General features: G+C 64.6%; 21 protein-coding genes and 1 tRNA gene. 12 read left to right on the top strand and 10 right to left on the bottom strand.

The window, feature by feature from the left end; all coding sequences use genetic code 11:
• Window positions 1-7 precede the first annotated feature (7 nt).
• Window positions 8-310: an urease subunit gamma gene (locus tag N7E70_RS01875; RefSeq protein ID WP_115729710.1), complete on the bottom strand. Its 303-nt coding sequence runs from the start codon at window positions 308-310 to the stop codon at window positions 8-10.
• Window positions 311-326: 16 nt separating this feature from the next.
• Window positions 327-1,181 (bottom strand): urease accessory protein UreD, encoded by an 855-nt coding sequence (locus N7E70_RS01870; protein ID WP_263005396.1) that lies wholly within the window; start codon window positions 1,179-1,181, stop codon window positions 327-329.
• A 195-nt stretch (window positions 1,182-1,376) separates the two neighbouring features.
• Here N7E70_RS01870 and N7E70_RS01865 point away from each other — a divergent pair, with 195 nt between their 5' ends.
• The 3 genes from N7E70_RS01865 (at window position 1,377) to N7E70_RS01855 (ending at window position 3,692) form a co-directional block, all read left to right on the top strand.
• The gene (locus tag N7E70_RS01865; RefSeq protein WP_067955172.1) at window positions 1,377-1,631 is read left to right on the top strand and encodes an acyl carrier protein; all 255 of its coding nucleotides are present in this window, start codon (window positions 1,377-1,379) and stop codon (window positions 1,629-1,631) included.
• Window position 1,632: 1 nt separating this feature from the next.
• Entirely contained in the window at window positions 1,633-2,844 is a 1,212-nt protein-coding gene (locus N7E70_RS01860) for a beta-ketoacyl-[acyl-carrier-protein] synthase family protein (RefSeq protein ID WP_263005395.1), read from the top strand.
• 143 nt (window positions 2,845-2,987) lie between these two features.
• Complete coding sequence (locus N7E70_RS01855; RefSeq protein WP_154385764.1) at window positions 2,988-3,692, top strand: glutathione S-transferase N-terminal domain-containing protein; 705 nt, start codon at window positions 2,988-2,990, stop codon at window positions 3,690-3,692.
• 70 nt (window positions 3,693-3,762) lie between these two features.
• Here the strand turns inward: N7E70_RS01855 and N7E70_RS01850 are convergent, their stop codons facing one another.
• Together N7E70_RS01850 and N7E70_RS01845 are read right to left on the bottom strand one after the other, a co-directional pair.
• Window positions 3,763-4,389: a nucleoside triphosphate hydrolase gene (locus N7E70_RS01850; RefSeq protein ID WP_067955166.1), complete on the bottom strand. Its 627-nt coding sequence runs from the start codon at window positions 4,387-4,389 to the stop codon at window positions 3,763-3,765.
• Window positions 4,390-4,455: 66 nt separating this feature from the next.
• A complete protein-coding gene (locus tag N7E70_RS01845; protein WP_263005394.1) occupies window positions 4,456-5,547 on the bottom strand; it encodes a hypothetical protein in 1,092 nt (363 codons plus the stop codon).
• Window positions 5,548-5,851: 304 nt separating this feature from the next.
• Here N7E70_RS01845 and N7E70_RS01840 point away from each other — a divergent pair, with 304 nt between their 5' ends.
• Window positions 5,852-6,823: a D-alanyl-D-alanine carboxypeptidase family protein gene (locus N7E70_RS01840; RefSeq protein WP_331461868.1), complete on the top strand. Its 972-nt coding sequence runs from the start codon at window positions 5,852-5,854 to the stop codon at window positions 6,821-6,823.
• Window positions 6,824-6,847: 24 nt separating this feature from the next.
• On the opposite strand, the gene N7E70_RS01835 is transcribed toward N7E70_RS01840, so the two are convergent.
• Window positions 6,848-7,249 carry a (R)-mandelonitrile lyase gene (locus N7E70_RS01835; RefSeq protein WP_263005393.1) on the bottom strand — a complete coding sequence of 134 codons (402 nt, stop codon included), beginning with the start codon at window positions 7,247-7,249 and terminating at the stop codon, window positions 6,848-6,850.
• A gap of 275 nt (window positions 7,250-7,524) precedes the next feature.
• Entirely contained in the window at window positions 7,525-8,112 is a 588-nt protein-coding gene (locus tag N7E70_RS01830; RefSeq protein ID WP_263005392.1) for an IMPACT family protein, read from the bottom strand.
• 223 nt (window positions 8,113-8,335) lie between these two features.
• Between N7E70_RS01830 and N7E70_RS01825 the strand changes: the two genes are divergently transcribed.
• Window positions 8,336-8,412 (top strand) — tRNA-Arg (locus N7E70_RS01825).
• Window positions 8,413-8,455: 43 nt separating this feature from the next.
• On the opposite strand, the gene N7E70_RS01820 is transcribed toward N7E70_RS01825, so the two are convergent.
• Window positions 8,456-9,655, bottom strand: a complete 1,200-nt coding sequence (locus N7E70_RS01820) for an integrase core domain-containing protein (protein ID WP_263005391.1) — start codon at window positions 9,653-9,655, stop codon at window positions 8,456-8,458.
• A gap of 108 nt (window positions 9,656-9,763) precedes the next feature.
• Window positions 9,764-10,240, bottom strand: a complete 477-nt coding sequence (locus tag N7E70_RS01815; protein WP_263005390.1) for a pyridoxamine 5'-phosphate oxidase family protein — start codon at window positions 10,238-10,240, stop codon at window positions 9,764-9,766.
• A gap of 628 nt (window positions 10,241-10,868) precedes the next feature.
• On the opposite strand from N7E70_RS01815, the gene N7E70_RS01810 reads away from it, so the two are divergent.
• The 4 genes from N7E70_RS01810 (at window position 10,869) to N7E70_RS01795 (ending at window position 17,686) form a co-directional block, all read left to right on the top strand.
• Window positions 10,869-12,035 (top strand): efflux RND transporter periplasmic adaptor subunit, encoded by a 1,167-nt coding sequence (locus tag N7E70_RS01810; protein WP_263005389.1) that lies wholly within the window; start codon window positions 10,869-10,871, stop codon window positions 12,033-12,035.
• Window positions 12,032-15,115: an efflux RND transporter permease subunit gene (locus tag N7E70_RS01805; RefSeq protein ID WP_263005388.1), complete on the top strand. Its 3,084-nt coding sequence runs from the start codon at window positions 12,032-12,034 to the stop codon at window positions 15,113-15,115. The genes N7E70_RS01810 and N7E70_RS01805 overlap by 4 nt, the downstream gene beginning before the upstream one ends.
• Before the next feature lie 106 nt (window positions 15,116-15,221).
• Window positions 15,222-16,403, top strand: coding sequence for a GNAT family N-acetyltransferase (locus N7E70_RS01800; protein WP_263005387.1), 1,182 nt, complete (start codon window positions 15,222-15,224; stop codon window positions 16,401-16,403).
• Between the two features lie 152 nt (window positions 16,404-16,555).
• Window positions 16,556-17,686 carry a glycoside hydrolase family 3 protein gene (locus N7E70_RS01795; RefSeq protein WP_154384517.1) on the top strand — a complete coding sequence of 377 codons (1,131 nt, stop codon included), beginning with the start codon at window positions 16,556-16,558 and terminating at the stop codon, window positions 17,684-17,686.
• A gap of 15 nt (window positions 17,687-17,701) precedes the next feature.
• Here N7E70_RS01795 and N7E70_RS01790 read toward each other — a convergent pair whose 3' ends face one another.
• Window positions 17,702-18,673: a bile acid:sodium symporter family protein gene (locus tag N7E70_RS01790; protein ID WP_067965796.1), complete on the bottom strand. Its 972-nt coding sequence runs from the start codon at window positions 18,671-18,673 to the stop codon at window positions 17,702-17,704.
• A 152-nt stretch (window positions 18,674-18,825) separates the two neighbouring features.
• On the opposite strand from N7E70_RS01790, the gene N7E70_RS01785 reads away from it, so the two are divergent.
• Complete coding sequence (locus tag N7E70_RS01785) at window positions 18,826-19,722, top strand: LysR substrate-binding domain-containing protein (RefSeq protein WP_067955049.1); 897 nt, start codon at window positions 18,826-18,828, stop codon at window positions 19,720-19,722.
• A gap of 75 nt (window positions 19,723-19,797) precedes the next feature.
• Complete coding sequence (locus N7E70_RS01780; protein WP_263005386.1) at window positions 19,798-21,045, top strand: flavin-dependent oxidoreductase; 1,248 nt, start codon at window positions 19,798-19,800, stop codon at window positions 21,043-21,045.
• Between the two features lie 247 nt (window positions 21,046-21,292).
• On the opposite strand, the gene N7E70_RS01775 is transcribed toward N7E70_RS01780, so the two are convergent.
• Window positions 21,293-21,421 (bottom strand): hypothetical protein, encoded by a 129-nt coding sequence (locus N7E70_RS01775; protein ID WP_263005385.1) that lies wholly within the window; start codon window positions 21,419-21,421, stop codon window positions 21,293-21,295.
• Between the two features lie 217 nt (window positions 21,422-21,638).
• Between N7E70_RS01775 and N7E70_RS01770 the strand changes: the two genes are divergently transcribed.
• Window positions 21,639-22,001, top strand: a complete 363-nt coding sequence (locus tag N7E70_RS01770) for a hypothetical protein (protein WP_263005384.1) — start codon at window positions 21,639-21,641, stop codon at window positions 21,999-22,001.
• Window positions 22,002-22,031: the final 30 nt, after the last annotated feature.

Below are 22,031 nucleotides of genomic sequence, written 5' to 3'. Positions count from 1 at the left end.
GGCGGCCTCAGCGGATCGGTTCGTGGACTGTGACGAGCTTGGTGCCGTCGGGAAACGTGGCTTCGACCTGGACGTCGTGGATCATCTCGGCAATGCCATCCATGACCTGGGCGCGGGTGATGACATGAGCGCCTGCTTCCATCAGCTCGGCGACCGAGCGACCGTCGCGGGCGCCCTCGACGATGAAGTCGGAAATCAGTGCCACCGCTTCGGGATGGTTGAGCTTGACGCCGCGCTCCAGACGCCGGCGCGCGACCATTGCCGCCATGGCGATCAGAAGCTTGTCCTTTTCCCTTGGCGTCAGGTTCATTCGCGCACCGAAATTCTTAGAGTGACCACAATCTGGGCAGTCCTGCCCGTCCATTGAGCAGGGCGACCAGCGGCATGAGTCGTTTCCGTAGCGTGTAGCCGTCCCCGGCGTAAAGCCTGGCAAGAAGCTTGCCAGTTTGCCCGACCGTCCAGAAGCTGGCGCCACCGTCGTCGCCGACGATTTGCCGCGCCGGCTCGAGCAACTGTTCGCCGCGTTCGGAGACGAGCAGCAATGTTGCAACGGCGATGCGCCCGTCGCCCGAGGCCGGCCGGTTGAGTGTTTTGCCGATGTCGGGACCGACGGAAAAATCTTCGGCATGGACAAGCCGGCCCTCGCGCCTGATGCGCCAGCGGTCACGGAAGGTGCCGTTTTCGACGCGCTCGCCCATGGCGGAGCGGCCGAACACGGTCGCCTCGACGATCAGCGCCTCGGCGCCCGCGGCGAGATCGGCGTCGAGCGTGCGTGAAAAGGCGGCGCGGTCGTAACTGATCGTTTCCTGCGGCAGCCAGCCGAGGAAGCCGCCGGCGCCTACCGACAGGCGAACGTCGACCTCGGCGTGTCCGGCAAGCGCGCGGTAGACCTTCTCGCAGGCTTGGGTTGTGAGGACGGCGCGCGCGGCCGCACCGACCGAAACCTCCCAGTCGAGCCTGTCACCGCCGGTCAGCCCGCCGGCCATGTTGATCAGCACCGCTTCGAGCGGATCGGCGCTGGTCTCGGGCAGCCTGATCTTGGCCGCGCCATCCTGGTAGAGGCGGGCGAGACGGCTGCGGCCGGCGCGGTGCTCGACCTCGATGCGGGCCCGCGCCTTCACGCGCTGCGTGGAAATTGCCGCTGCGTCAGCCTGGGCGGACAAGGATGTGCCTGATGTCATGATGCCCGGAGGGTAGCGGCAATGGGGGATTTGTCGATATACAAGCTTGTTGCCTCCTCGCGTTTCGCTTTCTATACAGGGACGCCTTTTTGGCTCAATTCGGGGGCGGTATCGTCTGATAATGTCAGGTTCTGGCCCGGCGCAGGGCTGCCGGCACGGACATGACAAGTTAGAGAGTTCTGGGGAAGGGTATTTATGGCCGACCAGTTGGCAACGGACATCATCGCCAAGATCAAGGCGCATGCCGAGGAAGGTGGCGAAGAGATCACGCTCGGCACCGAGCTGACGGCGCTTGGCATCCACTCGCTCGAACTCACCGAGATCATCTTCGACCTCGAGGAAGAGTACGATATCGAGATCGAGATGAATACCGTCGACGCCTGGAGCAACCTCAAGAATGTCGGCGACATGGTCGAAGCCGTTCGCGCCCTGATTGCAAAATCTGCCTGAGATGAAGCGTCCCCGCATCGTCATCACCGGTATCGGCGGGCTGTGCGGGCTCGGCACCGATGCACCCGCCATCTGGGATGCCATGCGCGCCGGCCGTTCGGCCATCGGGCCGCTGACCAATGGCGAGCTGCATGAGCTGAAGATCCGCATCGGCGCCGAGATCAAGCAACTGCCCGAGCACGGCATCGACCGCAAGCAGCTCGTTTCCATGGACCGCTTCAGCCTTCTCGCCGTGATCGCGGCCAAGGAAGCGTTGCGCCAGTCCGGCCTGGTTGTGAACGAAGACAACACGCATCGTGTCGGCACGATCGTCGGCGTCGGCGTCTGCGGCTGGGAAGCGATCGAGGAGAATTACCGCGCCATCCTGCTCGAAGGCCGGAACCGCGCCGCCATCTTCACCGTGCCGAAGGTCATGCCGGGTGCCGCCGCCGGCCAGGTCAGCATGAGCCTTGGCCTGCGCGGGCCGGTGTTCGGCGTCACCTCCGCCTGCTCGTCGTCCAACCACGCATTCGCAACCGCAATGGACCAGTTGTTGCTCGGCCGCGCTGACGCGATCGTCGCCGGCGGTACCGATGCGCCGCTGGTGTGGGGCGTGATCAAGGGCTGGGAAGCGCTGCGCGTCGTTGCACCCGACACGTGCCGTCCGTTCTCCGCCGACCGGCAAGGGCTGGTTCTCGGCGAGGGCGCCGGCATGGTCGTGCTCGAAACCTATGACAACGCCGTTGCCCGCGGCGCGACGATCCTGGCCGAACTTGCCGGAACCGGCATGTCTGGCGACGCCTCCGACATCGTGGCGCCGACCGTCGATGGCCCGACATCGGCGATGCGCGCCTGCCTGGCGGATGCCGGATTGGCCCCTGAGGACGTCGATTACATCAACGCCCATGGCACCGGCACCAAGGCCAACGACCAGATCGAAACGGCGGCCATCCGTCGGGTCTTCGGCGCCCATGCCGACAAGCTGTCGGTGTCGTCGACCAAGTCGATGCATGCCCATTGCCTCGGCGCCTCGGGTGCGCTCGAAATGATCGCCTGCGTCAATGCCGTGCGCGAAGGCATCGTGCCGCCGACTGCGAACTATCGCGAGGCGGACGCCGATTGCGATCTCGACGTGACGCCGAACGTGGCGAAGAAGCGCGACGTGCGTGTGGCGATCAGCAACGGGTTTGCCTTTGGCGGCACCAATGCCGTGGTGGCGGTCAAGGCAGTCTGACCGCCGTCTCCGGTCTCATCTGTCATTTTGACAAAACAGGCACGCTGTATATTGATGCGGCGTGTCTGCATGACTAACTCTTGGCGGCCCCCACCATTCTGGCCAGCGCGCTTCCCGCCGGCCCATCCCACGAGGAACCGTCGATGAGCGATCTCACTCCATTTCCGATTGCTGCCCGCTGGCCGGCACAGCACCCCGACCGCATCCAGCTCTATTCCTTCCCGACGCCGAACGGCGTGAAGGTATCGATCGCACTCGAAGAGCTCGACCTGCCCTACGAGGCGCACGCCATCAATATCGGCAAGAACGAGAGCTGGACGCCCGAGTTCCTGTCGCTCAACCCGAACGGCAAGATCCCGGCGATCCTCGATCCCAACGGCCCCGGCGGCAAGCCGCTGGCGCTGTTCGAGTCGGGCGCGATCCTGCTCTATCTTGCCGAGAAGACCGGCCGCCTGATCCCCGCCGACCGCGCCCGCCATTACGAGACCATTCAGTGGGTGTTCTTCCAGATGGCGTCTGTCGGCCCGATGTTCGGCCAGCTCGGCTTCTTCCACAAATTCGCCGGCCGCGAGATCGCGGACAAGCGCCCGCTCGAGCGCTATCGCGACGAGTCGCGCCGCCTGCTCGGCGTGCTCGACAAGCGGCTCGAAGGCCGCAAGTGGATCATGGACGACGACTACACCATCGCCGACATTTCGATGCTCGGTTGGGTGCGCAACCTGATCGGCTTCTACGACGCCGGTGACCTTGTCGGCTTCAAGAGCTTCGAGAATGTCGGGGCATGGCTGGAGCGGGGCCTGGCCCGCCCGGCGGTGCAGGCAGGCCTGAACATTCCAGCACGCGGCTAGTCAGCCCGAAAATCGAAAGAAAGCGCCGCGCGTCCTCGTGACACGCGGCGCTTCTGACGACTGCGGACCGTCAAAGCGGCCCGGTACGTCCGATCACTAGGTCGGCTTCGCGCCTGGCTGCGAGCACCCGGTCGATGTTGGGCATGTCGTTGCTGTCGATCCAGTTGCGCGCATCGGCGTCCGAGCGGCCATGCTCGCGCCAGCGCTCGACCAGCCGCCGCTCCAGCTCCTCGCGTGGCACGTCGACGAAGATGGTAAAGTCGAACAATTGGTGCAGCCGCTGCCACGGCTCTTCGTCGAGCAGCAGATAGTTGCCCTCGACGAGAATGAACTTGACGTCGGCCGAGACGATCTCGGCTGCCGCCCGCGACAGCTCGATGCTGCGATCGAAGACCGGGATGGCGATGTCGGGTTCGGCGGCGCGCAGGCGCTTGAGCAGCACTTCGAAGCCGGCGAAATCAAAGGTTTCGGGCGCGCCCTTGCGCTCGCTCAGGCCACGACTGGCTAGCACCGCGTCGTCGAAGTGAAAGCCGTCCATCGCCACCACTGCGGCCGAGCCTTCGGGCAGCACGTCGCGCAGCGCCGCCGACAGCGTCGACTTACCCGATCCGGGCGGGCCGGCGATGCCGATCACGAAGCGCTCGGCATGGTGGGCGCGCTTGAACAGGGTTGCGGCGATGTGGGCGATTTCGGACATGGATCTCCCCAATGGTTTCGATGACATTCTGCCGCCGCACCCGTCAAAAATGAGGCGGCCGCTGCGTCACTTCAAGATCGGCTGGCCGATCCGCAGAAAGGTTTCGTCGAACGGTGCCTCGCGCCGGCTGCCATCGGCGAAGGTCAGGCGCAGACGGCCCGGCAGGGCTTCGACCTGCAACGGCGCTTCGCCGCCATCCCAAGGCATGGCACCGACAATCTGGCGGAAGGCGACGCGACTGCCGAGTGCGAAGGCCGTCTCTATGCCTTCCTGCTTCAGCCAGTTATCGCCGAGGGATGCGGCATGGCCGATCGCCGATCGCGCGTCCTCGATGCCGAGTACGCCGTGCCGGCCGTTCCACGGCGCGTAGTAGCGGCCGCCATTGCTGATCCACAGCATGGTGACGGGCAGTTCGGCCGGGTTCTTCAGCACCAGCACGACGTCGGCCTCGGCCGTGCGCGCCACTGCCGTCCAGCCCATGCCGCCATGATCGGCCTCGACGAGGGTGACGAAATCTTCGTGCCGGCGCGTCGCACTGTAGCAGGTGAGGTCGGTTTGGCTGCCATCCGCTGTCGGGAAGCGGGTGAGGTTGGCGCTGCGGGCGGGATAGGCGAGCAGATGGGCGCCGCGCGCCGGGTCGGGCTCGGTCACATCGGGCGGTGTCGCTGCCAGCCGCTTCGGCGAAAAGGCGAGGCGGCCGCCAGCGGCCATCTCGGTGATCGGATGGTGGGCGACCGATATGGAACCTGCACCGCCGGTGAACGAATGCTCCTGGTAGAGGAACGGGTGGTCGTCGCGCAGGATGAGCGTCTTGTCGACGGTGGCGCCCATCACCTTGTGCCGCAGCCGGAAGCTGACGCGGCGTCCGCCTGATATGGTTTCGTCGGCGAGCAAATCCCATGCGCTGTTGGCCGGCCAACCATGCAGCGGTGCCGCTTCCACGTCGCTGCGCGAAAACGGCGCGCACAGGAAATCACCCGACAGCCTGACGACACCTTCGGGCAGGCCTTCAGGCAAGTCGTCGTGGTCGATCCAGGGCGCGCGGTGCAGCGGCTTCAGCGTGCGTCCGCCGCTTGTGATGGCGAAATCGGCGATGTGGCCAACGGCAAGGTCGAGCGCGGCTGATATGCCCTCGGCCTGGAAACCATGCTCACTCATGCCAAATCACCTCGCTATGTCAGCCAACAGAGCCGATTTGGCATCCTTCGCGCAAGCCGGCGGGTGTAACCAATATTCAACACCGCCGGCGCAACATGCATCTGCTGCGCCAGGCGAAATGGACGGAATGGCGTGCGTTCTGTAATTTTCGGCTGTTGTTGCCGGCCGGCATGTGACAAATCCCAATCTTGGGCCCAATTTTGGCGATCACCGACAGGTTCTTTTCTTGTTAGCCCAGACCCACTCTTTCTTGCCGCCTTTCAGACTTACCCGGTCTCTGTGGTCTGGGCTGTGGCGCACTATCGTGGCGCTGCTTGCCGTGGTCACGCTTGTCACCGGCTGCGCCACTTCGGAGACGTTGAGCGTCGCGCCGCAAGCCGCTGCGCCCGACAAGTTCGCGGCCATCGTCGTCGACGCCTCCAACGGGCGCACGCTATACCAAGCCTATGCGACGGCGCCGCGTTATCCCGCTTCGCTGACCAAAATGATGACGCTGTATCTGACTTTCGAGGCGATGCAGCAGGGTCGCGTCGCCAAGACGACGTTCATTCCGGTGTCGGAGAATGCGCGCTCGCAGCCGCCGTCCAAGCTTGGCTTCAAGCGCGGCGAGCAGATCGAGCTCGATGCGGCGATCCGGGCGCTGGCGACCAAGTCGGCCAATGACGTTGCGGTGGCCGTCGGTGAATATCTCGGCGGTTCGGAAGAAGGTTTTGCCCGCCAGATGACGGCGAAGGCGCGCCAGCTTGGCATGACCAGCACCGTCTTCCGCAACGCCTCGGGCCTGCCCGATGCGCAGCAGCGCACCACGGCGCGCGACATGGCCGTGCTCGGAATGGCGCTGCGCAAGCATTTCCCGCAGCACTATTATTACTTCTCGGCCACCGACTTCAATTTCCGCGGCAAGCGCATTCGCGGCCACAACGACCTGCTCGGCCGGGTCAACGGCGTCGACGGCATCAAGACCGGATACATCAGGGCCTCGGGATTCAACATCGTCACCTCGGTGCAGGCCGACGGCCGCAAGCTGGTGATCGTCGTCATGGGCGGCGACACGGCGCGCAAGCGCAATGCCCAGGTCGAGGAGATGATCGTGCGCTACATGCCGCAGGCCGCCGGCGGCAGCCTGGCGTCGCAGATGTTCACCCCGGCACCGGCGGCCACCGCATTGGTAGCACCCCTGCCGGCACCCGCTACCCCTGGCAGGCCTATGCCGGTCGACACGTCCGCGACCATCCAGCAGGGCGACGCGCCCGTGCCGATGGGCGAAATCCAGTAGCCAGACGGGTTGGTGCCGCGCGGCTCAGGCCGGCGCGGTGTACTGCTCGTCAGTGACGTGCTCGAGCCAGTCGACGGCACGGCCGTCGAGTGCCTCCTGCAGCGCGATGTGGGTCATGGCCGTTGCCGCCGAGGCACCGTGCCAGTGCTTTTCGCCGGGCGCGAACCATACCACGTCGCCGGTTCTGATCTCCTCGACCTTGCCGCCCCAGACCTGGGCCCAGCCGAGGCCTGAGGTGACGACCAGTGTCTGGCCGAGCGGGTGGGTGTGCCAGGCCGTTCGCGCGCCCGGCTCGAAGGTGACGGTGACGGCGCGCAGCCGCGCCGGCGCCGGCGCCTCGATGACCGGATCTTGGCGCACCGCGCCGGTGAAATAGTCGGGCGAGGGCGTCGCCGAAGGCCGCGAACCGCTGCGTTTGATGTCCATCTTTTTGTCTCCTGTGGTCTTGCCTGCCCGGTCGCTTCGGAGCGCGGAGCCTCATTTCCGTTGCTACGCTATTCCGGACGGAAAACCACTGCACGCTTTTCCTGGAGTATTGTTCCAGCAAGCATTGTGGACGGGATTACGCACGCATTTTGCGGACGGGAACGCCGCGTTGATGGACGTCGCCTCGCATGTCTCCGACAAGGTCAGGCAGCAGTCGCACCGTTTGGCCGCGGCAGTCGGCCCGGCCCCAGACCGATCGAAGCATCGAAGCAGCCTCAGTCCGGTAGGGCGACGATCGCCCGCCCGCTGGTCAGGTCGGCGATCTTCCGCACGATCGTTTCGACGTCGGCCTCGGGCAGCGCCACCTTCAATTCGGCACCGGTCGCGGTGAAGGTCTCGGCAACGATGCGCACGCCCGACTGGGCCGCGAGCCTTGCCTGAACGATCGCCAGATCGGCGAAGCCGCAGGTGATTTTCGCTTCGAGCGAGATGGCGATCTCGGTCTTGGCGGCCGCCCGCAGGCAGGCGGCCGCAGTGCCGCCATAGGCTCGCACCAGCCCGCCGCTACCCAACAGGATGCCGCCGAACCAGCGCGTGACGACGACGGCGACATTGTCGAGGTGCTGGCCGTCGAGCGCCGCAAGGATCGGTTTGCCGGCCGTGCCGCTCGGCTCGCCGTCATCGCTGAAGCGATAGCTCTGGCCGATGCGCCAGGCCCAGCAATTGTGGTTGGCCCCGGCATCGGAATGGGCAGCAACAAACGCCTTCGCCCCCACCTCGTCCGCCACCGGCCCAGCAGCAGCCAGGAAGCGGCTCTTCTTGATGTCCTGGGCGAAGGTTTCGGGTTGAGCGAGCGTGAACATGTCTGGTGGCGTTAGACAACGCCGGGCGGGTGGCCGTCAATTGCGCCGTGCGAGCGGAATGGCGCGTTAGGCTGTCCGAAGGCGGAGGCAGTGGTGATGCTGCGATTTGCAGGTGCCGAGCATAGCGATTTGCCACTACCCCCCGTTGCCGCCCGCCGCGGCATCGGTTATTAACGCGCGTCGTCCGGTGCGCCGGGCGTGGTTCGCGGCCTGCCGCGGACGAGCACCCGTAGCTCAGCTGGATAGAGCGCTGCCCTCCGAAGGCAGAGGTCACAGGTTCGAATCCTGTCGGGTGCGCCAGCTTATTTCTGTACAGCCCGCAGACATAGGTAACAGTTTGTACCTAAGACATGGGTGACAACCTCGTGCCGAACGGGTTGTCGATGGTCTGCAGGGTCCTCTGTTCGAGGTCGATATAGCCAAGATCATAGTGCATGAAGGAGACGAGCCAAATGGCGTCATCGACTTCAGTGATTCCGAGCCTCTGGCCGGCGAGCACGGTCGAGATATTGATCTTCTTGCGGTGCATGCAGATGCGGCCACAGGCGGTGACGAGGATGTCGCGGTCATGGAAGGGGTAATGCAGGTCTGGCAGCCCCTCATAGGCTCTTGAAGAGGGCTTATAGAGTTCGTCCGGCACCTTCATGCCGATCGCTTGGTGCGGTCGTTCGGCATTGAATTCGCTGACGAATGCATCGAACCTGGCCTGCTGCTGTAGAATGTTCATGCCCGGCGGCCGGGTCGTCTCCTGCTTGAGGGTCCGGTGCATACGCTCATGCCTGCCGTTCTGCTGCGGGTTGCCGGGTTTGATGCGCTCGATGTCGATGCCCAGCCGCAGCCAGAAGACCGAGAGCCTGGACAGATTGTAGAGCCCGTTGGGAGAGGCGAAGGGCAGCCCGTTGTCGCTTCTGATCGCCGCCGGCAGGCCGCGCTGCTTGAACAACCTCACGAAGGCTTCGACGACGGGCACCTCCCGCGTTGATTCGAGGGCTTCGCACAGAAGGATCATGCGCGAGGCCTGGTCAGTCACCGTCAAAGGGTAACAGTACTGGCGATTGCCGAGCCTGAACTCGCCCTTGAAATCGACACACCACAGATCGTTGGGGCAGCATGCCGCCGACAGCGGCGTGCCCTCGGCCTTGCAGCGCCGCCTCTGACGGGCGCGCGTGACAAGGCCGTGGCGGTCGAGCACGGCATGGACCGTGCTCGTCGACGGCAGCCGAACGTCGCCGGCCAGCTTGCGCACCAGAAGCTCACGGATCTTCCTGGCGCCCCAGTGCGGCTTGTCCTTCTTGGCCTTCACAATCGCCTGCTCGATCTGACAGGGCAGTTGGTTGGCATAGCGGACCGGCCGCCGTGACCGGTCGGTCAGCGCCTCCAGGCCGTCGTCCTTGTAGCGGTTGAGGATCTTGTAGCCGGTCTTGTAGCCGGTCTTGCGGGAAATCCCGAACTCTCGGCACACATCACTCATGCCCTCGCCATCCAGAAGCCGCGCAACAAAACGAAGACGTTCCTCCATCACCGAACTCTCCTTCCACGGCATCAACACCTCCGGCCAAAAGCCAAAAGTGTTACCCATGTGTCCGGTACGAAACGTCACCTATGGCTCGGGTCGCTCATCGAACCACGTCCGAGCTCGCTCGCCTCTTGGCTAAAGGGGCACTTTCGCCACGCTGTCCTTGTAGTCCTGCTTGGGATCACCCAGGCCCAGGAACATCTTGACGCCGGCAACGAGGCTGGAAGCGTCGAGCCAGATCTGGGCGTCCGCCGGTTCGAACCGCAGCAGCCTGAGCTTCGGATCATCCTTGCCCTTCTCGAACCACGCGGCGACGAAGCGGTTCCACAGCCGATCGATCGTGCTGCGGTCGCCGTCGATCCTGAGGGTGCCATGGACGGTGGCAAACAGGTCATGTTTCTTGGCCGCGTAGACCAGCGTTGCTTTTCTGGCGCGCGCTAGCTTGCCTGCAAGCTCCGTGTCGCTTGCCGTGAAGAAGTAGATGGTCTTACGTTCGCCATCGAACTGCGCGGTCATCGGGCGCGGGTCGATGCCTGAGACGCTTACCATCACGGTCATGTCTGAACGTATCGACTTCCAGAATTTTGCTTCGAACTCTCGCTTGTCGGCCATTGTGAATCTCCTTGAAGGAGGTTCAACCCCTGGCGTCTCGGGAGGTTCCATCTGAGGGGCGGCGAAGGGAGTTCCCGAGCGTCTCGGTCTGGCCAACTGTTCGTACGCGGCGGGGGAGTGTCTGGGGCCCTGACTGCGGACAGACCGGAGCGGCGTCTCCGTCGCCCCCTTGATCAGAAATTGACGCCGAGACTAGCCCGGAAGCTCTGGTCGACGACGCCGAAGCCGAACTGGCCGGTATAGGCTATGCCGAGCTTGGCATCGGGGCTCAGCGCGAGGTCGAGACCGGCCTCGACGATCCACGCATCAGCCGTGATCTGTCCAGCCCCGACGAAGTAGTCCGGCGTGCTCTTCTTGGGGTGATGGTCATCGCAGCCACGCCGGCAAATCTATCTCGGCAAATGACCTTTCGATCGGCCTTGCCCGAGGAAAATCAAGTTGCCACCGCAAAAATGGCCGGCCGCCGGCGCGACGACAGATTGCTGCAATGGTGCCCTGTCATTTGGCTGATCATGAAAACGGGTTTGGCCCAATTAATAGATTGATCAATCGAATAATTATAGGCTGGCTTGGAGGGCGCCAGCGTGCACCGTCTTCGGAGACATCGGACTGTGGAAAGTTGTACCAAATGACGCACTATCTTCACCGCCGGGCGCGGATCGCGGCGATAGCCGCGGCGCTGCTGGCAAGCGCGGTCCTGCCTGCGGCGGCCGATACCGCCGCCAATGCTGCCGCGCAGGGCGAAACCGCCAAGCGCCTGGTGTCGACCTTCGTCGTTGCCAGCGACATGACCGAATGGACGCTGTCCTTCACCGGCGTGCTTGCGGCCCGCGAAGAGGTCGCCGTCGGCGCGCCATTCCAGGAACAGCGCATATCAAGCGTCGAGGTCGAGGTTGGCGATCGCGTCGCCGCTGGCCAGATTCTGGTTCGGCTCGACACCGAGATGCGCAAGAACCAGCTGCGTGAGAGCGAGGGCCGGCTGGCGCGGGCCAAGGCGGCGCTGGCGCAGCAGCAGGCGAAGGCGGAACAGGCGCTGGCAGCCCTGCAGCGTGCGACGCCGCTGAAGCAGTCAGGCGCACTGTCCACCCAGGGTTATGCCGACCGGGCATCGACCGAAGCGGTCGAGCGCGAGGGCGTCGTCCTAGCCCAGGCCGAGGTTGCCCAGGCCGAGGCCCAGCTCACCGAATCCCGCCGACTGGTCGAGCGCAACGTTGTCGTGGCGCCAGTTGCCGGCGTGGTGTCCGAACGCCACGCCAATGCCGGTGCGCTGACCGGCGGGGAGCCGCTGATCAGGCTGATCCGCGATGGCGAGGTCGAGCTGGCGGCGGAGATTCCTGAACGCGAGCTGCCGCAACTGGCCGTCGGCCAGGATGCCTCGGTCACTCTGCCGGGCGTCGACGGCAAGATCCCCGGCAAGGTCCGGCTGATCGCCCCGAAGATCGACCGTGAGACCCGCCTTGGCGTCGCCCGCGTCGCCTTCAAGACGGATACGGCCCTGTTCCCGGGCGCGTTTGCCCGCGCCGCCATCGTCGTGGCAAAGCGCCAGGCGATCGTCATTGCAGACTCGGCGCTGGTCTATGGCGGCCAGGACAAGACCGCCGTCTTCGTGGTTGAGGACGGCAAGGTCGACCTCAGGCCGGTGCTAACAGGCATGCGCAACAATGGCCGGCTCGAAATCCGCGCCGGCCTTAAGGACGGCGACGTCGTCGTCGCCAAGGCCGGTGCTTCGCTGCGCGACGGCGACGTGGTCGCGACGATCGACGTCGCCGGCAAGACCGGAAGCGTCAGGCCATGATCAGCAACATCTCCGCCTGGGCCATCCGCAAGCCGGTGCCCACCATCGTGCTGTTCGTGGTGGCGACGCTGGCCGGCATCGCCGCCTTCATGCGCCTGCCGGTCAACGCCAATCCCAGCCTGTCGTTTCCGATCGTCACCGTCGCGGTGACGCAGCCGAGTGCCGCGCCGGCCGAGATGGAGAGCCAGATCACTCGCCGTGTCGAGGGGTCGATCTCCGGCCTTGCGGGGGTCAAGAACATCCGCTCGACGATCAAGGACGGCGTGTCGACGACGACTGTCGAATTCAAGATCGGTGTCGATCCCGACCGCGCGACCAACGACGTCCGCGAATCGGTCGGCCAGATACGCTCCGACCTGCCGCAGTCGGTCCAGGAACCGGTCATCTCGCGTGTCGACGTCGAAGGCGGCGCCATCCTTTATTTCACCATGCAGGCGCCCAATATGTCGGCGCTCGATGCCTCGTGGTTCGTCGAGGACATGGTCAGCCGCGAGTTGCTGGCCGTGCCGGGCGTCCAGAAGGTCGAGCGTTTCGGCGGCGTCAACCGCGAGATCACCGTCTCGCTCGATCCCGACAGGTTGCTGGCGCTCGGGGTCACCGCAGACCAGGTCAACACCGCGTTGCGTGGCATCAACGTCAACGTGCCCGGCGGACGCGGTGAGGTCGGCGACCGCGAGCAGTCGATCCGCACGCTCGGCAGCGTGACCTCCTTCGACCAACTGCTCAACCTCTCGGTCTCCTTGCCGGGCAAGCGCTGGGTGCAGCTCAGCGACATCGCCACCATCACCGATGGACCGACCGAGGCGCGCAGCTTCGCCCGCTACAATGGCGACGCCGTCGTCGGCTTCTCGGTCTATCGCGCCAAGGGTTACAGCGACACCGCCGTCGCCGATGCGGTGACCAAACGCCTCGGTGAGATCTCGACACGCACGCCCGACATCACCTTCAACGAGGTGATCTCCAACGTCGAATACACGCTCGAAAGCTACAATGCCGCCGTGACCGCGCTGCTCGAGGGCGCGGGCCTGACGGTGCTTGTGGTGTTCCTGTTCCTGCGCAACTGGCGCGCCACGCTGATCGCTGCGGTCGCCATGCCGCTGTCGATCCTGCCCACCTTCGCCGTCATGGATCTGCTCGGATACACGCTGAACGGCGTCAGCCTGCTGGCACTGACCCTGGTGATCGGCATCCTCGTCGACGACGCCATCGTCGAGATCGAAAACATCGAGCGCCATGTCGACATGGGCAAGCGGCCGTATCTCGCCTCCATCGAGGCGGCGGATGCCATCGGCCTGGCGGTGGTCGCCACGACCCTGACCATCGTCGCCGTGTTTGCGCCGGTAAGCTTCATCGGCGGTGCGGTCGGCCAGTACTTCAGGCAGTTCGGCATCACCGTCGCAGTTGCCGTGATGATCTCGCTGGTCGTGGCCCGCCTGCTGACGCCGCTGATGGCCGCCTATCTGCTGCAGCCGAAAAGGGCAGGCCACCATGCTGCCGAACCCTCGCGCCTGTCGCGCCGCTATATCGCTCTGCTTGGCTGGACGCTCGATCATCGCAAGACGACATTCGCGCTGGTTGCCGCATTCTTTGCCGGCTCGATCTTCCTGTTGTCGCAGCTTTCGACCGGTTTCGTGCCCAGCACGGACAGCAACGTCTCCGACGCCAGCATCACCTTGCCGCCGGGCACCAGGCTCGAGGAGACGGCGCGTGTTTCCGATCACATCGTTGCGCAATTGTTTAAGCGGCAGGAAGTGGCGAGTGTCCTGGCGATCACCGGCGACGTCAACCGGGTGTCGCTGATCATCAGGCTGAAGCCGCGCAGCGAGAGGCAGCTCTCGCGCAAGGAGTTCGAGCTTTCCGTGTTGCCCATCCTGGCCGGCGTGCCGGACATTCAGTTCAGCTTTGCCAGCGACTCCGGCGGCAAGGAGCTGTCCATCTTCCTCGCCGGCAACAATCCGGAGGAGCTGAACCTGGCCGCGCGCCAGCTCGAGGACGAGATGCGCAAGCTGCCGCAACTGGTCAATGTGCTGTCCAATCAACCTCCCGCAGCACCCGAGCTGCTGGTCAGGCCGCGCATGGACGAGGCGGCACGCCTTGGTGTGTCGGTGGTCTCGCTCGGCACCGTGGCGCGTATCGCCACGCTTGGCGAAACCGATGCCAATTCGGCGCAGTTCAACCTGGGCGACCGGCTGGTGCCGATCCGCGTGCTGCTCGACAAGTCGGCGCGCGGCGACCTCGAGACGTTGCGCAACCTCAGGGTCGGCACCGATAGTGGCGCCGTGGTGCCGCTGACCTCGGTGGCCGACATCGACTTCGGCGCCGAGGAAGGCAAGGTTGAGCGGCTCGACCGCAAGCGCATGGTGGCCGTCGAAGCCAATCTGAACGGGGTGACGATCGGCGACGCGATGGCGGCCGTCGAAGCGCTGCCGCTGCTGAAGAACCTTCCCGCCAGTGTCCAGCATGTGAAGTACGGCGCCTCGGAAGAAATGGGCGAGATGTTCCGCGGCTTCGCGCTGGCGTTGGTGGCGGGCATCCTGATGGTGATGGCGGTGCTGGTGCTGCTGTTCAGGAACTTCCTGCAGCCGATCACCATCTTGATCGCCTTGCCTTTGTCGCTCGGGGGTGCCGCACTGGCCCTGCTGCTCTATGGCGCGGCGCTCGACCTGTCGTCGACCATCGGCATCCTGATGCTGATGGGCATCGTCTGCAAGAACTCGATCCTGCTCGTCGACTACGCCATCGACTGCCGTGCCCAGGGCATGGCGCGTCGCGAGGCGCTGATGCAGGCGGGCATGACCCGTGCCCGGCCGATCATCATGACGACGATCGCCATGGTCGCCGGCATGGTGCCGGCGGCGGCCGGCATTGGTGCAGACGCAAGCTTCCGTGCGCCGATGGCGGTAGCGGTGATCGGCGGCCTGATCACGTCGACGCTGCTCAGCCTTGTCGTGGTGCCGGTCATGTTCACCTCGATGGACGACCTCAATGCCTGGTTCGCCCGCCGCCTCAAGCGGCTGACATCGGTGACCGAGGCGGACCGCGCAGAAGGCGAGCTGATCGCCGAACGGGCGAGGGGCTGACAGGCCTGAGATTTGCGGGAGGCTGGCTGCCGGTCTCTTGCCCCAAGAGTTTCCAGCGTGGCGGCGGCGAGCAGCCACGTTTCATTTCAAAACGACGGAGAGACAGATGACAGCGACCTTTTACGCGACAGAACGGGCAGGTGGCCGGGACAAGCCGGCCGCCGCCTTTGAAACCATCGATCTTTGTGCCCGCGCTGAGGCGCGTGGCCGACCAAGGACATATGCCTATGTACAAACTCGACCCGGCCGCTTTGCCGTCGCCGAACCTCTGCTTGATCGTCTTACTGCCACACACGCCAGCATCGAGGCGGTGGCCTCCGGCGTGCTTGACGGCGATATCTGGGTGGATGATCCAACCCGGCCCAGGGTGGCGCTGCTTTGCGAAGGTGGCGACGGCTACTATCTCGCCGGCGACGTCGACCACCAGCCGTCCTATGCGGCCTTGAAACGGACGATCCCGCATACCGCCTATCTGATCCCCGACCGCGTGGAATGGGGTGAGGTGCTGGCCGACATCTGGGACAATCCATATGCCCGGCTGCATCGCCGCAAGGCCTTTCGGCATATCGGCGGAATGGGGAACGTTGCACGGCAGTTGCCCGACGGCTTCGAGCTCGCGCTCGTCGACCAGACACTGCTCGACCGCGGTGTATCAATCGATATCGAGACGATCACCGACCACCTCGAAAGCTGGACCTCGCCCGACCTCTTCCTTCAGCACGCCATCGGCTATTGCGTCATCCATGACGGCACTGTTGTCAGCCATTGCATGGCCGACAGCGTGGTGGGCGACCGCTGCGAACTCGGCGTCGGCACCGAGGAGGCCTATCGCGGACGCGGGTTCGGCGCGCTGGTGACCCGCCAGACCGTCGCCCGTTGCCTCGACCGCGGCATCCGGCGGATTGGCTGGCATTGTCATGCCTCGAACGCTGCCTCGATGCGGATCGCCGAAACAAACGGCCTTGTCGAGGCGACAACCTATGTGGCGTTCAGCTCGACCTTTCCGGCCGAGAATGTCGGCGACCTGCCAGCAGAGGAGTGCCTGGACTGGGCTCGTCACTACGCGGCGGCCAGCGACGACATCTCCTGGTATGCCTTCCATGCCGCGGGTTCGTTCGCACTTGGCGGCGACCTCGATCGCGCCTTGGTCCATCTCGGGCGGCTGGTCGACGGCGACTGGGAGGGGCAGCCGGAATGGCTGGAGAGCTACTGGACCTTCACCGCGCTGCGCGGCCACCCCGAATTGCCTGACATCGTCGCCAGGCAGTCACGGAAGTTCGGGGACTAACATAAACTGACGTTGCCGGCACGCCGCCTCGCATCTTTTGCGGGGCGGCGGATCCGAAAGCGATTCCGAATCCTTCGCTCATGTTCTAAGGACTTTGTTTGCATCGGTCTGCCACATGATGGCAGCGGACAGCGGCGGAGTTTGGCACGGCAATGGATCTCTCATTCGATCTCGGGCGCGGTCCTGCGTCCTATGGACACCGATTTCTGATCGGCCTGCAGCCCGGCCATGTGCTCGGCGACAAGGACAAGCGGCTGCTGTCGTTGCTCAGGCCTGCCGGCGTCGTTCTGTTCCGCGCCAACTTCCTGCCCGACGCGCCTTATGAGGACTGGCTCGACAATCACAGCAGGCTGCTGTCGGACGTGCGCGAATACATCGAACGTGACGAGGTGATCGTCTCGATCGACCATGAGGGCGGCGGCGTGCTGCGTCCGCCGGCGCCGATCACCGCCTTTGCCTATGCGCGTGAGTGGCCGAAGCAGGCCGCCGACGTCGGCAAGGCGATGGGCGTCGAATTGCGCTCGCTCGGCTTCAACGTCAATTTCGCGCCCGTCGTCGACGTCAATTCCAACCCGGCCAATCCCGTCATCGGCCAGCGCTCGTTCGGCACGACGCCTGACGATGTGGTGCCGGCTGCCAGGGCGTTTCTCGATGCGATGCAGGCCGAAGGCGTCCTCGGTTGCCCCAAGCATTTCCCCGGCCATGGCGATACGGCGGTGGATTCGCACTATTCGCTGCCGGTCATCGACGTCGACCCCAGGACGTTCCGCAGCCGCGAGCTCGAGGCGTTCCGTCATTTCAACGATGCGCGGACGCGCATGATCATGACCGCACACATCGTCATCTCGCAGATCGACCCAGGCGTTCCTGCGACGATGTCGAAGGTGATCCTGCAGGATATCTTGCGCAAGGAACTGGGCTATGAGGGCGTCGTCGTCAGCGACGATCTCGGCATGAAGGCGATCTCCGACCGGCTCGACAAGCCCGAAACCACGATCCGCATCATCAATGCCGGCTGTGACCTTTTGTGCATGTGCGCCTACTGGGCCGACACCGAGATCATCACGCGCATGATCGACTACATGGCGGCCGGCCTGAAGGCCGGCGAGATCAAGGAGCGCGCGCTCGAACAGTCGTTCACCCGCGTTGCCGGCCTGCTAAAGGACCTGCCCAGCCACAAGGTCGAGCGCCTCGGTGAGGAGACTTTCGAGCAGCACGCCTCGGTCGCCCCGCTGCGCGCCCGCTCGCTGCCGGCCAACCACGGCGGCGCCACCAAGATCTAGGTCTTTCCGGCGCGGCTATTGCGCCGCGCCTTGGGCTTCCGCTGCCGTCGCGTGTTCGGCGGCGGTGCGCTCGGCATAACGCCTGGCCATCCAGGCGCAGACCATCAGCTGCAGCTGGTGATAGAGCATCAAGGGCAAGACGATCGCGCCGATCTCCTGGCCGGCGAAGATGACGTTGGCCATCGGTACGCCCGAGGCCAGGCTCTTGTGCGAGCCGCAGAAGGCGACGGTGATTTCGTCCTGCCTGGAAAAGCCGAGGAAGCGGCTGGCGAAGATGGTGACTGCCAGCACCGTCGACAGCAGGAAGGCGGCGATCAGCAGCAGCACCACCAGCGACTGCAGCGGCAACTGCTGCCACAGGCCTGCGACCATCGCCTTGGAGAAGGCGAGATAGATCACCATCAGGATCGAGCCGCGGTCGACGACAGTCACCAGCCATTTGTGCCGGCCGAGCCAGCCGGCAAGCCAGGGCTGGACGAGCTGGCCGGCGATGAAGGGCGCCAGAAGCTGCAGCATGATGCCTTCGATCGCCGACAGCGACACGCCGCCACCGCCGGTCTTGGCGAACAGCAGCCCGACCAGAAGCGGCGTCAGGAACATGCCGATGATGTTTGAGGCCGAGGCCGAGCACACGGCGGCCGGCACGTTGCCGCCGGCAAGGGCGGTGAAGGCGATGGACGACTGCACGGTCGACGGCAGCACGCACAAAAACAGTACGCCCGCATAGAGCGCTGCCGGCAGCACCGTCGGCACCAGCAGGCCGAGCCCAAGCCCGATGATCGGGAACAGCACGAAGGTGGTCGAGAACACCAGAAGGTGCAGTCGCCAATGTGTCATGCCGGCAATCACCGTCGCCCGCGACAGCCGCGCGCCGTGGAGGAAGAACAGCAGTGCGATGGCGATGTTGGTCGCGGTGCCGAAATGGCCGGCGAAGCTGCCCTGTGCCGGCAGAAGCGATGCCAGCACGATGCAGGCGATCATCAGCATGATGAAGGTGTCGGGGCGAAAACGTGCGAACAAGGCGTGTGATCCCTTGGCAATGAGCTAATTTTGTATACAGTATGCCAAATGCCGGCGGTATTGTGAATGGCGCATACAGGAATGATGCTCATTTCGTTTCGTGAACACAGGGAGGGATCATGTTCGATCCGATACTCCTCCAGACCTTCGTAGCGGTTGCCGGCTCGCGCAGCTTCACCGGGGCGGCGGTGCATCTGCGCCTCGGCCAGTCGACGGTTAGCCAGCACATCCGGCGGCTCGAAGTCAGCGTCGGCCGGCGGCTTCTCGTCCGCGACACCCATTCGGTGATGCTGACGCCGGACGGCGAGGCGATGCTCGGTTTCGCCCGCTCGATCCTCGACGCCAACGAACGTGCCCGCAGCTATCTGCAGGGGGCCAGGCTCAGCGGCCGCATCCGCTTTGGTGCCTCCGAGGATTTCGTCACCACCCGCCTGGCCGACGTGCTGCACAAGTTCACCGAGCGCCACCCGTCGGTCGAGCTCGAGCTGACGGTGGCGCTGTCGAGCACGCTGTTCGACTTGCTCGACGAAGGTGCGCTCGACCTCGTCATCGCCAAACGCCGCGTCGGGCTCAACCAGCAGCGCGAGGCGCGCAGCGGTGTTGCCGTGCGCACAGAGCGGCTGGTCTGGGCGGCGCGCGACCCATCGGTCGTCGAAGCCGGCAAGCCCTTGCCGCTGATCCTGTTCTCGCGTCCCGGCATCACCCGCGTCGCGGCGATCGAGGCGCTCGACCGCAAGGGCATCCCCTGGCGCATCGTCTGCACCAGCGGCAGCCTGAGCGGCTTGCAGGCAGCGGCGCGCGCCGGGCTCGGCATCATGGTTCAGCCGCGCAGCATGGTGTCGTCGGGGCTGATGGTGCTGCCGACCAGCCCGCAACTGCCGCAGCTCGAGGAGGTCGAGTTCATCCTGACCAGCGCCGCCAACGAGCCGACGGGCGTCGCCGCAGCACTTGCGAAGGAAATCCTCGACCGCAACGCCCGCCAGGAATTCGAGCTGCCGTTCCGCGAGGCGGTCTAGGCCCGGCACCCGGCGGGTCGCACCTTTCGAGCAAAAAAATAGTCAGTATACTGCTTAAATTGATCGGAGAGCCATATGGACGTGATGATCATCGGCGCAGGCATCGGCGGGCTGACATTGGCCCTGATGCTGCACAAGGCGGGCATTGCCTTCCGCGTCTACGAAAGCGCGCAGGAGATCAGGCCGATCGGCGTCGGCATCTCGATCCTGCCGCATGCCAGCCGCGAGTTGACCGAGCTCGGCCTGCAGCCAGCACTCGCCGAGGTGGCGGTCACGGCGCGAGAATCCTGCTTCTTCAACCGTTTCGGCCAGCTGATCTACAAGGAACCGGTCGGTACATTTGCCGGCTATGATTACCCGCAGTTCCAGATCCATCGCGGCGACCTGCAGCAGATCCTCTACGCAGCACTCGTCGAGACGGCCGGCCCGGATTGCGTCGTTACCGGCTGGAAATGCATCGATGTCGAACAGACAGCGGATGCGGCGATCGCCCGTTTCGTCGACGGCCGCACCGGCGAAGACCGGCCCGTCCAGACCGGTGCCGCAATCGTCGGCTGCGACGGTATCCACTCCGTCGTGCGCCGCAAGCTTGTGCCCGACGATGGCGGCCCGATCTATTCCGGCGTCAACATGTGGCGCGGCACGACCTGGTGGCGGCCCTATCTCGGCGGCGCGAGCTACGTCCGCGCCGGCTGGCTGACGCATGGCAAGATGGTCATCTACCCGATCCGCAACAAGCTCGACGCTGACGGTCGCCAGCTGATCAACTGGGTCGCCGAGATCGAGACGCCTGATTATCACCAGCAGGACTGGAACCGCCGCGGCCGGCTCGACGACTTCATCCATGCCTTCGCCGACTGGAGCTTCGATTTCCTCGATGTGCCCGGCCTGATCCGAGGTGCCGAGGCGATCCTCGAATATCCGATGGTCGACAAGGATCCGCTCGCCCGATGGAGCTTTGGCCGGCTGACGCTGCTCGGCGATGCCGCCCACCCGATGTATCCGCGCGGCTCCAACGGTGCCGGCCAGGCGATCCTTGATGCGCGTGCGCTTGCCGACTGCTTTGCATCGGGGGGCGATGTCGCGGCTGTGCTCAAGGCGTATGAGGACAAGCGGCTGCAGGCGACCGCGACTGTCGTGCGCACCAACCGCTCCACTCCGCCCGATGTCATCCTCAAGGAGGTCCATGAGCGCACCGGGGACCGCCCTTTCGCCCGGCTCGACGACGTCATCACCCAGGACGAACTGGCAGCGCTGTCGAACAGCTACAAGAAGGTCGCCGGCTACGACAAGGCAACGGTAGCCGAGCGGCGAACGGCGTGAGGGGTGGGCGCGCTCAGGCCAGATAGCCGACTATTCTGGTCCTGCCGTCACGCAGCTCGATCGAACATCTGCCGATCGGGCCGAGCAGGTCCGTGAGGTCGGCATCGAATTCCACCCATACAATGGACCGAAGTTCGACCGGCCCGAATTCGATGGTGTCGATGTAAGGCCAAGGGTAGGCTTAGTCCAGGTGGAAAGCGCATCTGTCGGACATTGGCGGCATCGATGAATTGAACCGTCATGCATCTCACATGCGCGTGGCGCGCACTGCGGCAATCAGTTTCCGCCACTTGGTGTCTGACATGAAGGCGCGCGAGAAGGTGGCTCTTGCCAAACGGCCGGCGGCACCCGGGTCGAGGATCTCCGGTCGTTTCATGGCCCGCTGCATGACCCCAAGATTTGACCCGTTGCAACAGGCCGAGACTTGCGGTTGTTGAGTGGAGCGGTTGAACCGGGAGCGATGCAGGCCTTGTCATGCATCTTTCATGGCTGATCGAGAACAAGGCAGTTTTGCCGAAGCGCCAGGGCGTGGGCCTATTGGCGCCAATAAACTGCTTTGCCGCCTTATCATCTCGTGACGTAGGGTGTTCTTCATGAACCGTGGCATCGCGGCAGCTTTGACGCTTGCATTACTGCTGTGCGCATGTCCCGGCCACTCGGCGGCGGCTGAACGCCCCTCAAGCAACGATTTGCTGCGACAAGGATACCAGCCCGTTGCCGCAGGCCGGCTGACGATGAAGCGAATTTTTGTCGTCGTGCCACGGTGGACGGGCTTCACAACTCTGGATGATCAGATCGTATCGATGGCGGGAGAAGGCAAGGTTCCCGGGGGGGAGCTTGAAGCCATATTGGGCCGCCATGGTGCTTTCCTGAGGGTGGCGCGGGGCACGGAAGAATATGTCTGTGTTCTCTACAAGACAGATACGTGCCGCCGCGTAAGAAGTGGAGATAGATAAAGGTGCGCGCGCGTTGCGCATCTGCTTCTC

It is taken from the genome of Aminobacter sp. NyZ550 (assembly GCF_025628925.2).
GTDB classification, from domain to species: domain Bacteria; phylum Pseudomonadota; class Alphaproteobacteria; order Rhizobiales; family Rhizobiaceae; genus Aminobacter; species Aminobacter ciceronei.
Note: the sequence above shows the minus strand (reverse complement) of the source record. Positions and strands in the feature narration are given on the sequence as shown.